At 37.3% G+C, this 13,305-nt stretch carries 11 protein-coding genes; 3 read left to right on the forward strand and 8 right to left on the reverse strand.

Features of this window, described 5'->3' with window-relative positions; all coding sequences use genetic code 11:
- Window positions 1-7: 7 nt before the first annotated feature.
- Both AC6I5C_RS11050 and AC6I5C_RS11055 read left to right on the forward strand, forming a co-directional pair.
- Entirely contained in the window at window positions 8-1,270 is a 1,263-nt protein-coding gene (locus AC6I5C_RS11050; protein ID WP_497905197.1) for an asparagine synthetase B, read from the forward strand.
- A gap of 7 nt (window positions 1,271-1,277) precedes the next feature.
- On the forward strand, window positions 1,278-1,700 hold the full coding sequence (locus tag AC6I5C_RS11055; RefSeq protein WP_497905198.1) for a secondary thiamine-phosphate synthase enzyme YjbQ: 423 nt from the start codon (window positions 1,278-1,280) through the stop codon (window positions 1,698-1,700).
- Here the strand turns inward: AC6I5C_RS11055 and AC6I5C_RS11060 are convergent.
- The 3 genes from AC6I5C_RS11060 to AC6I5C_RS11070 form a co-directional block, all read right to left on the reverse strand.
- Window positions 1,680-2,504: an HAD family hydrolase gene (locus AC6I5C_RS11060; RefSeq protein ID WP_497905199.1), complete on the reverse strand. Its 825-nt coding sequence runs from the start codon at window positions 2,502-2,504 to the stop codon at window positions 1,680-1,682. The genes AC6I5C_RS11055 and AC6I5C_RS11060 overlap by 21 nt on opposite strands.
- Before the next feature lie 67 nt (window positions 2,505-2,571).
- Window positions 2,572-5,832, reverse strand: coding sequence for an amidohydrolase family protein (locus tag AC6I5C_RS11065; protein WP_497905209.1), 3,261 nt, complete (start codon window positions 5,830-5,832; stop codon window positions 2,572-2,574).
- A 152-nt stretch (window positions 5,833-5,984) separates the two neighbouring features.
- Window positions 5,985-7,094: a hypothetical protein gene (locus AC6I5C_RS11070; protein WP_497905200.1), complete on the reverse strand. Its 1,110-nt coding sequence runs from the start codon at window positions 7,092-7,094 to the stop codon at window positions 5,985-5,987.
- 282 nt (window positions 7,095-7,376) lie between these two features.
- On the opposite strand from AC6I5C_RS11070, the gene AC6I5C_RS11075 reads away from it, so the two are divergent.
- Window positions 7,377-8,408 carry an ATP-grasp domain-containing protein gene (locus tag AC6I5C_RS11075; protein WP_497905201.1) on the forward strand — a complete coding sequence of 344 codons (1,032 nt, stop codon included), beginning with the start codon at window positions 7,377-7,379 and terminating at the stop codon, window positions 8,406-8,408.
- Here AC6I5C_RS11075 and AC6I5C_RS11080 read toward each other — a convergent pair.
- The 5 genes from AC6I5C_RS11080 to thrS form a co-directional block, all read right to left on the reverse strand.
- Window positions 8,397-9,704, reverse strand: a complete 1,308-nt coding sequence (locus AC6I5C_RS11080) for a phenylacetate--CoA ligase family protein (RefSeq protein WP_497905202.1) — start codon at window positions 9,702-9,704, stop codon at window positions 8,397-8,399. The genes AC6I5C_RS11075 and AC6I5C_RS11080 overlap by 12 nt on opposite strands.
- Window positions 9,705-9,824: 120 nt before the next feature.
- Entirely contained in the window at window positions 9,825-10,169 is a 345-nt protein-coding gene (gene rplT, locus AC6I5C_RS11085; protein ID WP_053992364.1) for a 50S ribosomal protein L20, read from the reverse strand.
- 104 nt (window positions 10,170-10,273) lie between these two features.
- On the reverse strand, window positions 10,274-10,471 hold the full coding sequence (rpmI, locus tag AC6I5C_RS11090; protein ID WP_053975390.1) for a 50S ribosomal protein L35: 198 nt from the start codon (window positions 10,469-10,471) through the stop codon (window positions 10,274-10,276).
- 55 nt (window positions 10,472-10,526) lie between these two features.
- Window positions 10,527-11,081, reverse strand: coding sequence for a translation initiation factor IF-3 (gene infC, locus AC6I5C_RS11095; protein WP_205625697.1), 555 nt, complete (start codon window positions 11,079-11,081; stop codon window positions 10,527-10,529).
- A gap of 30 nt (window positions 11,082-11,111) precedes the next feature.
- On the reverse strand, window positions 11,112-13,055 hold the full coding sequence (gene thrS / locus AC6I5C_RS11100) for a threonine--tRNA ligase (protein WP_497905203.1): 1,944 nt from the start codon (window positions 13,053-13,055) through the stop codon (window positions 11,112-11,114).
- Window positions 13,056-13,305: the final 250 nt, after the last annotated feature.

Here is a 13,305-nt window from a genome sequence, read left to right on the forward strand (position 1 = left end):
TTCCACTATGAAGAAGATAATCGCCTTAGTGGTATTTTTGGTTTTATGTGCAAATGCTGGTTTTGCCTCTTACATTTTGGTTCCTATGGATGCCGAAGGGCAGCAAAACCATCTGAAGGCTTATGGCATTACCTATTGGACATTGGAAAAGCAGCTTAAGGTAAAGTGGTTGCTGAACTACCGTGGAGGCTCTTTTTTGTTGCCTGATGCAGAGGAAATCCAACGAGAGTGCCAGATTAGAGGGGTGAGTTTTGAAGTTTTATCCAATTCCAAAGCCGAAGAAATCTTAGAATTTATTAGCAGTCCTTCTCAAAATATGGAGGCAGTGGTCTTGGAAAAGGCGCCTAAAATTGCCGTATATACACCCTACGGAAAGCAACCTTGGGACGATGCCGTAACTATGGTGTTGACTTATGCAGAAATTCCCTATGATACTATTTATGATGAAGAAGTGCTCAATGATGCCTTGTTGTTATACGATTGGTTGCATTTGCACCATGAAGATTTTACGGGGCAATTTGGTAAATTCTATCGATCATTCAAATCGGCGGCATGGTATATTGAAGAGAAAAAAGCAGCGGAAGAATTGGCTGCAAAATTGGGGTATGATAAAGTATCTGAAGCCAAATTGGCTGTGGCGCTTAAGATTCGGGATTATGTAGTTGGAGGTGGTTTTATGTTTGCCATGTGCAGTGCTACCGATAGTTTTGATATTGCATTAAGTGCCGAAGGTGTGGATATTTGTGAGCCAATGTTTGATGGCGATGGTAGTGATCCTGCTTATCAGAATAAAATTGATTTCAGCAAAACATTTGCTTTTAAGGACTTTTTATTGGAGCGTAATCCTAATGTTTATGAATTCTCATCGATAGACATGACCCAAAAGCGTCGCATTCCAAAAACAACCGATTATTTTACCCTAATGGATTTTTCAGCTAAATGGGATCCTGTGCCAACCATGCTTTGTCAAAATCATACCGCTTTGGTGAAAGGCTTTATGGGGCAAACTACAGCCTTTACTCGCGATGAAATAAAGTCGAATGTGCTCATCATGGGAGAAAACAAAACCAATGGTGAGGCGAAGTATATTCACGGAATAAAAGGAAAAGGGTTCTTTACTTTTTATGGAGGGCACGATCCGGAAGATTACACACATAGGGTAGGAGACCCCAAAACGGAATTGGATTTGCATCCTACCTCTCCTGGTTACCGATTAATATTGAACAACGTGTTGTTCCCTGCAGCCAAGAAGAAAAAGCAGAAGACCTAAAATAACCATGAAAAGTTTTCAGAAAGAAATTCGGCTTTCGGCCAAGTCAAGAGGTTTTCATTTGGTGACCCAAGAGATACTCAGTCAGTTTTCAGAAATTCAAAATATAAATGTGGGGTTGTTTCATGTGTTTATCAAACACACTTCGGCGAGTTTGACCATTAATGAAAATGCTGATCCAACAGTACGGGACGATTTTGAAAGTCATATCAATAAAATGGTGCCCGAAAATCAACCATATTACCGCCACACTTATGAAGGCCCTGATGATATGCCTGCACACATCAAGGCCTCTTTAATGGGGACCTCTGTTCAAATTCCGATTACTCAAGGACAATTGAATTTAGGAATTTGGCAAGGTATTTATTTATGTGAACATCGCAATCATGCTTCTGGAAGACGTCTGGTATTAACGGCCTTTGGCAATTGATTGCTTGTCTTTGATAAGTTGTTCCAAAATAACTTCTACACCTTCTTCGTCATTGCTTTTGGTTTGGTAGCGTGCTACTTCTTTCACATTTGGGTGGGCATTGCTCATGGCATAACTATAGGCTGCTTGTGCCATCATTTCCAAATCGTTGTTGTAGTCACCAAAAACCATAGTTTCTTCCTTTGAAACTCCCAATAAATCCTGAACTTGTTGTAAAGCATAGCCTTTATTGGTATTCATATGCGAAAGATCCAACCAATTAGATCCAGAGACTTTCACTTGTATATGGTCTTCGTAATGCTTTACGTGAGGATAGATATTTTGCTCAGAACCTCCGAAGCTGTAAACGGCGATCTTTAAGAAATTGTCATCGCTAACTTGGGTCAAGTCCTCAACCTGTTTAAATTCGGTGTAATATTCCTTAAACATATTGATGAAACCATCATCTGTACTTTCAATGTACGCCGAACGTTCTCCACATAATACTATATAGGAATCTTCAATGTCTCTCAAAATAGGAATCAGGCGATTGATATCTTCCATTGGGAAATAATTGGCGTGCAATTGCTTGTCGCCTTGTTTGGTAAGACCGCCATTTTCAGCAATAATGGTAATCTCGTCTTTTATAGAACCCAGTTTGTCAAGGATACTGAAATATTGACGTCCACTAGCCGCTATAAAATGGACATTATTGGTTTTAAGTTCGTTGAATAATTTATAAAAATTACTGCTCACTTCCCCTTTGGAATTGAGCAGTGTACCATCCATATCGGTGACCACCAATTTGATTTGAGATAAATTCATAGGCAAATTTTTTCCAAAGCTAAGACTCTCAAGTCAAAAGGCTCTGAAATTAATGTTAATATATCATTTAGTGGGCAACTCCAATATGGCAACTACAGGATGGTGTTGTAAAACTCTGGGTTTCTTCATGCCACGGGAACGCTTGGTTGTATTTGCTGTTTTCCCAATAGAACTTTGTGCGTTCTTTAGGATTGTTGCCAATTTCGTTCATGGTTTCGGTATCATAAAGTCTTCCATTCACCATAGTGTAAATGATGCTTTCAGAATTTTGAATGTCTTCCAATGGGTTTTTATCCATTACAATAAGGTCGGCCAGTTTACCTTCCTTTAAAGAACCAATGTCCTTGGCCATCCCAATATAATCCGCACCATTGATGGTAGCTGCTTTTAGGGCTTCGTGGTTAGTCATGCCTCCTTGTTGCAACATCCACAATTCCCAGTGTGCTCCCAGGCCTTGTAACTGACCATGAGCACCCAAATTCACTTTTACACCAGCATCAGATAGCTTTTTACAGGTTTGCGATACCAAAATGTGACCATTTTCATATTCGCCATCTGGAACCATCGTTCTGTGCCTTGAACGAGCATCGATAATACCTCTTGGAGTATATTTCAATAGTTTTTCATTTTCCCAAACATTGGTTTTTTGGTACCAAAAGTATTCGCCATTCAAACCGCCATAATTCACAATAAGAGTAGGGGTGTAGCCAACATTACTATTGCTCCATAATTCAACAATATCCTTATAAACAGGAGCCACAGGAATGTTGTGCTCAATTCCTGTATGACCGTCCATAATCATAGACATATTGTGGAAGAAATTGGAACCTCCTTCAGGTACTACAAAAATACCTTCTTCGCGAGCGGCTTGTAATACTTGTTGACGTTGGTCACGTCTAGGTTGGTTGTAACTTTTTACAGAAAGTGCTCCAAATGCTTTGGTACGTCTAATGGAAGAACGGGCATCTTCAAGTCCGTTGATAACAGCTTTAAAGTCGCCATCGGCACCATAAAGAATGAACCCTGTAGAAAACAACCTTGGTCCAACCATATCGCCACTTTTTTGTAACTCGGATAGGGTGAAAATCGTTTCAGAATTAGCCGATGGATCATGAGCAGTAGTGACACCAAAAGCTAGATTAGCGTAGAATTGCCAGTGTTTTTGAGTAGGCAAACCATCTCTAAACCCACCGACGTGAGCATGTACATCTACAATCCCGGGCATAATGGTTTTTCCAGTGACATCATATACTTTCGCATTGGATGGGATTTTAACATCGGAAGCGCTGCCCAAAGATTCAATTCTGTTTTCATTGATAATGATGGTTCCGTTTTCAATCACTTCATCACCTTCCATGGTAATAATTCTTGCTCCTTTTAAAGCAATGCGTCCTTCAGGCTTATCAGTTTTCACTTTTAAATTGATGGTAATGCCATCTTCAACCAATTTGGTGTCTTCTGAAATGTTTGCCGTGTAATAGGTGTTCCCTAAAGTCCAGTGTAATTTTTTGCTGTCAGAAGACCAGTGAAGGTTGAGTCCGGCATCTTTGGAAAGTTGGGTTACAGGCACGAATTTAGTCGTATCTGTGATATCCAAAGTCTGACCGGCATGAGGCATTGGTGCCATATATACTTTATGCAGATGAATAAAAGCAATCCAATTACCATCAGGGCTAGGAACTAATCTGTTGCCGTGCTTAGATTTTACTAATACTTGATCGTCATTACCATTAAGATTGGCAATTTTCAATTCCTTGGTAAGTTCTCCAAAGAATTTGCCTCCCGTTTGGTAAATGATTTTTGTGTCCTCATTATTGAAGATTGGAAAATCACCTTCTTTGGTTACAAATTTGGAATTACTACCATCCGCATTCATTACATAAATTCCATGGTTGTTGTCATAAGCATGACCTTGATCACTGTTACCGGCTTCTTTTAAATAAACAATTTGGTTGCTGTTATGAGAATAAGAAGGATTTCTGTAGATGCCTTTTTCAGAAGTCAATTTTACTGGAGTCCCTCCAGAAGCAGGGATTTTATAGATAGCACCCAAGTTTTCATCGTTCCAAGTGACGTAAACAATATTTTTCCCGTCAGGAGAAAAGCTTGGTTCAAATTCAAAATCGGTGTTAGAGGTAAGACGTTTTGGAGTACCATTTGGAAGTTTTTGCGACCATAAATGACCAACGGCACTAAACACAAGTGTTTTTCCGTCAGGAGACGTTACTGCATGTCTAATAACTTTAGCATCAAAGGTGTCGGGAGCCACAGGATTGTCAAATTCAACAGCTTTGGCAATTTTAATGTTGGCATCTACTTGAAATGGAATATTCGTAACCTCTAAAGAGTTGATGTTGATTTTATTGATCTTACCACCAGCCCAAAACACAATCTCTTCATTGTTTGGCATCCAGTTGAAGTTTGGGTATACTCCAAAAATGGCCCAAGCTTCCTGTTGATCTTTATTCAACTTGTCATAAAGTGGCCACTCTTGACTAGTTTCCAAATCATGGATATACAGCACCGATTTTTCTCTTATACGCTTAACAAAAGCGAGTTTTTTTCCATCTCTGGAAATTTGAGGACGGGCAGCACCTCCAGGGCCTCCGCTGATTCTAGTGATTTCCCCCGTAGCCATATCGTATCTGTTGATCACATAAATTTGGCTGTTCGGATCTTTGTTGTATTGAAAATACCCTCCAGGGTACATATCCTCACTATAATAAAGGTATTTACCGTCAGGAGAGATACTTGGTTCGTTGACATCCTGTTGGTCGTTTTTGCGTTTGGTAAGTTGGATACCACTACCTCCGGTTTTGTGGTACATCCACATTTCACCCGCACCAGCCGATCGCTCTGAAGTAAAATGTTTCCTTGCAATAATGTATTGTCCGTCTGGAGTCCAAATAGCATTGTTTAAAAGTCTAAAATCCTCTTTGGTGATGGCCTTGGCATTTTTACCATCGGCATCCATCATCCAAATGTTGTCACCACCGCCGGCGTCACTGGTGAAAGAAATATGTTTTCCATCAGGACTAAAACGAGGTTGCACCTCAAAGGCAATACCTTCTCTCAAACAAGAGGCTTTTCCTCCAGTACTTTTTATTTTGTAGATATCGCCCAACATATCAAAAACAATAAATTGACCGTCGGGGCTTATATCTAGATTCATCCAAGTCCCTTCATCAGTAGAAAAATGATGGGTTTGATAGTCAAAATCTCCTTGTGGATTGATGACATCCCAAGTTGGGGTTTTGTCTTTATCCTGACTAAAGAGTAAAAAATGACATGATAGAAGTAGTAGAATTAAAGAGCTTGTTCGTAGCATTTTCATTTTGAATTATTTTGGCCCGAAATATACTCATAATTGCTGAAATTTTAGGGTTCTTTTGTTCGAGATAAGGGTGTTGGTAGGGGAGTTATTAAAAAAATCCAGCTCAAATAGAACTGGATTTTTTTAATTTATTTTAAAAATTATAATTAGTCTGGAATTGGATATTGGAAATATGTCGCCCATTGGTTTCCTGGGAATTCACAACCATCTCCCCAAGCAGTTTCTTCACAATCACAAGGTACAGGAATTGTAATGAATATAGATTGAACACCTTCATCCTCAGGAATGAGAATTATAACAACATCTTCTCCGCACACAGGAACACAATCTGTATGTTCTAAAGCCATACTTACAAGGTCATCTACTCTGGTAGGAGAGTAAGGCCCTGTGTAGAGGCATTCGCTGCATATGCTGTCATCAATAAGCATCCAAATGGCTATTTGAAGATCTCCAAATGTATATAATCCATATCCACCTGAGTCCGTTCCAATAAAACTTTGATTCATAAGCCAGTTTACGGCCCCAAAATTTTCTGGATGCTCAAATTTGCCTTCTGGTAGAGTTTCGTATGATGAATAGACATCTGCTGTAAAGCAATCTCCACTCTCAAGGGAAGTGTCTTGATCGGCGCACCAAGCATCGAACGCTCCAGTTAGGGAATTTTCGGGATCGATTTCAATGTTGAAATAGCTATCTATGGCATCAAGCCCTTTTTCAGTTACACATAAAGACACTTGAGCAGGTAAGGTATTAGGATATAGGTCATTGGTTACATCTGTGATACAGTGTACTACAGCATGAGCTGCAATGTAAGGCCCTTTTGAAATGGGAACAGTGTAGGATACTTCATCAATACAGTCCCATTTGTCATTTTCTTCAAAGTGTCCTACCTGTGGATTTCCTGGCGTATTCACAGGGAAATCTAGAGGACTGTTAACCACAGACAGATGGGTTGCTGTAATACAATACTTGGAATTGGTGATTAAATAGGTTATGATGTAATTGCTGCCTTCTATTGCTACAGTTACAGTTCCTACAGGTATATTTTGTCCTGCTAATAATTCCACTTGGGTTTCAGCGGTAATACAAGAGAGGTCAAAAGTAGCTGGGGATGGTGGTTTTGCAGAAGAATCTGTTTCAATTACAGAATTCTCTCCTGAATTTAAAGGTTCTACTTGGCAGCTATAAATGCCTAATGTCATAATTACGCCAAACAATATGGAGTAAAGGTGGTGAGGGTTAGTTTTGATTTTCATGATTGCATATGTTTAGAATTGATATTTGTACCATATGCTATTAATCTAGTTCACTGCAAATATACGTAATTAATGTTTAAATGACCGTTTGTTAGTTGATTGTGTTTTGTTTAGCATGTGTTTTACATTGGATGGAAGTAAAAAGTTATATCTTAGATTGAACAAATTTGAGTAAAGGAAGTTCAAATGAATATTTCAGTTTTAATTCCCGATGGTGAAAGTCATATGTTAATTTATGTTGTGAATTGCTTGTCTCAATATAGGGAGGTTAAAATACACATTATGTCTGATCGTAAGTGGATGCCTATGCGTTTTTCAAAGCACATTTACCATTACTCTTTTTACCCGAAAATGGAGTATGGAGAAGAGTGGATAAACAACATTAATAGGGAAGTACAGGAACACAATATAGATGTTGTTATGCCCATATTTGAAAATGGAATTAGAACGTTGATTACTAATAGGAACAGACTTTTAAGAGCAAAAGCATTGGGGTTGTTACCGAAATTGAAAGATTTTAATACTGCTATCAATAAAAATTTGCTTGCAAAACTTCTAAAAAAGCATGACATGCCCTTGCCGAAAAGTTTTCATGTGAATGGGAATGGGTATCCAAAGGACTTGGAGTATCCAATAATCATAAAACCAGTTGAAGGATTTGGGGGAGGACAAGGAGTACAACTTTTAATTAATGAGACTCAACTCAAAATATATTTAGAAAAAAGTTCATTTGGAAAGGAGTTTTTAATCCAGGAAGTTGTCGAGGGGCATGATGTAGGGTGCAGTGTTTTATGTAAGGATGGCAAAATTTTGAGTTATACTGTACAGAAGGAAATCCAGAAGGCTTTGAATCCATTAGGCCCGTTAACTGGTATGGAATTTATCCATGAAAAAAGGGTTTTGAAAATAATCTCAATGTTAATGAACGAATTAAATTGGTCTGGTGTTGCACACATAGACCTGAGATATGATATGAATCATGGGGATTTTAAAATTATTGAGATTAACACTAGGTTTTGGTCTTCTTTAGAAGGATCAGAAATGGCAGGGGTAAATTTCCCATATCTCTATTGTTTGGCTAGTTTGGGAAAAACTTTTAACACTCCCGAATATCGAAATATTAAATTTTTTAATTTAAAAGGACTGGTAAAATTAATTAAAGAGAATAGAAACACTTTAAGGGATTTTCCATTTATTTTGAAAAATACTCCTATAAAGTATGCTCTTGAAGACCCTGTTCCATTTTTTTTAAAGTTTTTAGAAAGAACAAAAAATATTTGGAAGGACAGACTGAAAAAGAAGTTAGCAGTTTAGTTGGTTGTTAAGTACTTTTTTTCTTTTTCCAGAAGAAAGTGTTGGGATTTCATCAACATAAATTATATCAATATCAGCATCATCTCCAAAATCTTTTTTGATGTCGGCAATAAGCTCCCGTTCAAAAGGAAAGTCCTCATGAAGGTTCAGCTTTACAGTATATTTGTTTTTGCTTTCTTGAATAAACTGGAACTGTTTAAAATAGGAGTAATACTTATAGAACTTGGTGTAAACTATAAACGATGAAATAATTTTCCCACGTGTGTCGTGTATTAAATCCATTTTTCTTCCTTCAATATATTCCAATTTTTCCAGTCCATGATGATCTAAAACTAATTTACCTATATCTCCCGTGTCGTACCTAATCATTGGCATGCAGTAATTAAATAGATCTGTTATAACTATGCGCCCAGCAGTTCCCGGTGTTGCTGCTTCATCTGTATTCAATTCCAAAATTTCAATAAAGTAACTAGCGTGGTTGATGATGTATTGGTTTGGAGATGCAATAGTCTGTTGAGCTATTACTCCAAGTTCTTCATTGGAATATCTAGATAATATTGGGACATTAAAATAGGTGAAAAGCTGTGATTTTGTAAAACTATTCAGGTGTTCGGCATTGGCAATTATGGATGTTAGTTTTGTAGGAGGGGTGAATGTTTTTTTTGAACGTATAAGGTACTGGCAAATGATTTCAAGGGCAGAAGCAAACCCGAGAATGGTTTTTGTCTGTTTGTCCTGCTGTAATTGCTTTAAAAAGGCATCACACTTTTCATCATCCAACCTTGTAATATCAACTTGTATGATATTCTGTAAGTAAGATTTAAAAGATGATTTTTTATTGTGTTTTCTCCAAACTTCCAAATTGTAAAGTCTATTACCAATGTTATAATTACTCAATTTCGAAAAGAAAATAACATCTGCTGTATTTCTATTTTTTTTATTTCTATCCTGAAATAGAAAAAAAGGGATTCCTGTTGAACCGCTTGTGGCTACTTTAAATGAAGGTTTGTCTTTAAAAGCTCTTGATTTAAAGCTGTCAAAATTGTTTTGTATAATTGGTTTTTGAATTACAGGAAAATCTTGCAGTGAGCTGTAATTGAAATATGACTGATAATAAGGTGTGGTTTTCGTGGCATGATTTAAAAGATTGAAAAGGTGAAAATTTCTTTTCTCCAATCCAATCCTTGAAATAGGGTCATTCTGGATGCTTTCAATGTCTCGTAAATGGCTATTAATAGGGCATTTTTTTATAAAATCCAGCAACCAGAAGACACGATTTCTAAACACATTCAACATGCAGTAGCACACTTAAATAAAATTAAATTTAGTGTTTATGTTGCTTTAAACAAAAAAAAACCGATTCAAATTGAATCGGTTTTTTATAAGCGAATTGTTGTTATTATTTAGGCGAACGCCTTACTTTACTTTGTTTACGATTGCTTCAAAAGCTTCTGGGTTGTTCATCGCTAAATCGGCAAGAACCTTACGGTTCAATTCGATATTGTTAGCTTTAAGGGCTCCCATAAACTTAGAATATGACATTCCGTGTAATCTAGCTCCTGCATTGATACGTTGAATCCATAAAGCACGGAAAGTTCTCTTTTTGTTTCTACGGTCTCTGTACGAGTATTGCATCGCTTTGTCAACCGCGTTTTTGGCTACTGTCCAAACGTTTTTACGTCTTCCAAAGTAACCTTTGGCCTGCTTAAGAACCTTTTTTCTTCTAGCTCTCTTAGCAACTGAATTTACTGATCTTGGCATTTCTTAATTTGTTTTTTTGTAGTAGGCGGTCAATAAAATTGACACTTGTTAATTTTGGCCTAACTCCAGGGTTTATAAATTTGTTAACCGGTTAAAGACCGATATTACTTTAAACGTAACATGGTTTTAACATTGTTCTCGTCTGACTTATGTACCAAAGTATCATGAGTCAAGGCAAGTTTACGCTTTTTAGATTTTTTAGTCAAAATGTGACTTTTAAAAGCGTGCTTTCTCTTAATCTTACCAGTGCCAGTAAGTTTAAAACGTTTCTTGGCACTTGATTTAGTTTTCATTTTAGGCATCTTTCTCCTAGTTTTTAATTTACGTTTCGCTTATTATTGTTTACCTTAATAGGTTTTATTTTGTTTTTTTAGGAGCAATGAACATGGTCATACGTTTTCCTTCCAATTTTGGCATTTGTTCTACCTTACCAAATTCTTCAAGATCCTGAGCCAATTTCAATAATAGAATTTGTCCCTGCTCTTTAAACACAATCGAACGCCCTTTAAAGAATACAAATGCTTTTAGTTTAGCACCTTCCTTAAGGAATTTCTCAGCGTGTTTCTTTTTGAATTCGTAATCGTGGTCATCAGTCTGAGGACCAAAACGAATTTCTTTTACAACAACTTTAGACGCTTTTGCTTTTAACGCTTTATCACGTTTCTTTTGTTCGTAAAGAAACTTTTTATAATCCATAACCTTACAAACAGGCGGATCAGCTTTTGGTGATATTTCTACAAGATCTAAACCTTGTTCTTCGGCAAGGGCCAATGCTGGCCTAATGTCGTAAATGCCTACCTCTACATTATCACCAACAAGGCGTACCTTTTCGGCTCTAATTTTAGAGTTAATTCTGTGCTGGTCTTCCTTTTGTTCTCTCTTAAAGTTATTTCTTTGTCTACGTATTGCTATGACTTATAAATTTTAGTTAAACTTAATTTTTTATTTAAAGGTTTTTAAGGTCTTTTTGATCTCTTGGTCAACAATGTTTGAAAACTCTTCAATGGTTATGGAACCTAAATCTTCTCCACCGTGTTGACGAACTGAAATTTTACCCTCAGCTTCTTCATTTTCACCGATAATCACCATATATGGAATCTTTTTCATTTCCGCTTCACGGATTTTCTTTCCTATGGTTTCGTTACGATTATCTATGAGGGCGCGAATTTCGTGATTTTCTAACAAATTTAAAACTTTTTCGGCGTATTTTTCATATTTCTCACTTATACATAGTACAATAGCCTGCTCAGGAACCAGCCAAAGAGGGAAGTTTCCTCCAGTGTGTTCCAACAAAATTGCTACGAAACGTTCCATACTTCCAAACGGGGCACGGTGAATCATAACAGGTCTGTGAAGCTCGTTGTCACTACCTTTATATGTAAGGTCAAAACGCTCAGGTAAGTTGTAGTCCACCTGAATGGTACCCAATTGCCATTGTCTTCCTAAGGCATCTTTAACCATAAAGTCTAATTTTGGACCGTAAAAGGCGGCTTCACCTTCTTCAATCACATAATTTAAACCTTTGTCCTTGGCTGCATTGATAATAGCTTGCTCGGCTTTCTCCCAATTTTCAACTTTACCTATATATTTCTCTGGATTCTCTGGATCACGAACAGACACTTGAGCAGTGAAGTTTTCGAAACCTAAAGATCCAAATACATAAAGTACCAAATCGATTACTTCCTTAAATTCAGTATCCAATTGGTCCGGTGTACAGAAAATGTGGGCGTCATCTTGAGTAAATCCTCTAACACGTGTCAATCCGTGTAATTCTCCACTTTGCTCATACCTATATACGGTACCAAATTCGGCATAGCGCTTTGGTAACTCTTTATATGAGAAAGGACGGGTATTGTAAATTTCACAGTGGTGAGGGCAGTTCATTGGTTTCAACAAAAACTCCTCTCCTTCGTTAGGTGTGTGGATTGGTTGAAAACTGTCTTCTCCATATTTTGCATAGTGACCAGAAGTTACATATAATTCCTTTTGACCAATATGAGGTGTCACTACCATTTCGTAACCTGCTTTCTTTTGAGCTTTTTTAAGGAAGTTTTCCAAACGCTCTCTTAAAGCAGCTCCTTTTGGGAGCCATAATGGTAACCCTTGACCAACTTTTTGGGAGAAGGTAAAAAGTTCCAATTCTTTCCCTAGTTTTCTATGGTCACGTTTTTTGGCCTCTTCCAATAAATGAAGGTATTCAGTCAGGTCCTTTTGTTTAGGGAAGGATATACCGTAAACTCTAGTCAGCTGTTTGTTATTCTCATTTCCTCTCCAATAAGCGCCGGCTACCGAAAGCAATTTTACCGCTTTAATGATTCCTGTGTTAGGAATGTGCCCACCGCGACATAAATCGGTGAAGCTAGAATGGTCGCAAAACGTAATGGTACCATCTTCTAGATTTTCGATCAATTCTACTTTATATTCATTACCTTGAGATTGATACATAGCCAAAGCATCTGCCTTAGAAACAGAACGCATTTTAAAATCGTGCTTTCCTCTGGCAATCTCTAGCATTTTGGTTTCAATAGCCTTGAAGTCCTTATCAGAAATGGATTGGGCACCAAAATCAACATCATAATAAAATCCATTTTCAATGGCAGGACCTATAGACAGTTTTACACCAGGATACAATTCTTCCAAAGCTTGAGCCAATACGTGAGAACTAGAGTGCCAAAAGGCCTTTTTCCCATCTTTATCATTCCATGTATATAATATTAAGGAACCGTTGGTAGTTATTGGGGTAGAAACTTCAATGGTTTCGTTATTAAAATTTGCCGAAATCACGTTTCTAGCAAACCCCTCACTGATGCTTTTAGCAACATCCATCGGTGTAACGCCTTGTTCAAAGCTTTTTACCGTTCCATCTGGTAATGTAATATCAATCATTTATTGTTTTCTATTTAAGAGGACAAAGATAAGAGGATAAATAATTTCATACAATACATATATATGTATTATTTGGAATGACCTCATTGAGGAGTGTAGCGTTTGGTTGAATGCCGTATTATTTATAGTAATGGAAAACGATACATATTATATATTAAGAATATATAGAAAAGGGTAGGGGTAGTAACACATCACGGGGAATAAAATATTCCCACATCCAAACACTTCAATTCCAGTCCTCTAAATTCCT

The organism is Mangrovimonas sp. sgz306409, assembly GCF_059735265.1.

Coding starts and splice junctions, on each gene's coding strand:
- AC6I5C_RS11050 (WP_497905197.1), top strand. CDS start 8: ATGAAGAAGATAATCGCCTTAGTGGTATTTTTGGTTTTATGTGCAAAT.
- AC6I5C_RS11055 (WP_497905198.1), top strand. CDS start 1,278: ATGAAAAGTTTTCAGAAAGAAATTCGGCTTTCGGCCAAGTCAAGAGGT.
- AC6I5C_RS11060 (WP_497905199.1), bottom strand. CDS start 2,504: ATGAATTTATCTCAAATCAAATTGGTGGTCACCGATATGGATGGTACA.
- AC6I5C_RS11065 (WP_497905209.1), bottom strand. CDS start 5,832: ATGCTACGAACAAGCTCTTTAATTCTACTACTTCTATCATGTCATTTT.
- AC6I5C_RS11070 (WP_497905200.1), bottom strand. CDS start 7,094: ATGAAAATCAAAACTAACCCTCACCACCTTTACTCCATATTGTTTGGC.
- AC6I5C_RS11075 (WP_497905201.1), top strand. CDS start 7,377: ATGTCTGATCGTAAGTGGATGCCTATGCGTTTTTCAAAGCACATTTAC.
- AC6I5C_RS11080 (WP_497905202.1), bottom strand. CDS start 9,704: ATGTTGAATGTGTTTAGAAATCGTGTCTTCTGGTTGCTGGATTTTATA.
- rplT (WP_053992364.1), bottom strand. CDS start 10,169: ATGCCAAGATCAGTAAATTCAGTTGCTAAGAGAGCTAGAAGAAAAAAG.
- rpmI (WP_053975390.1), bottom strand. CDS start 10,471: ATGCCTAAAATGAAAACTAAATCAAGTGCCAAGAAACGTTTTAAACTT.
- thrS (WP_497905203.1), bottom strand. CDS start 13,055: ATGATTGATATTACATTACCAGATGGAACGGTAAAAAGCTTTGAACAA.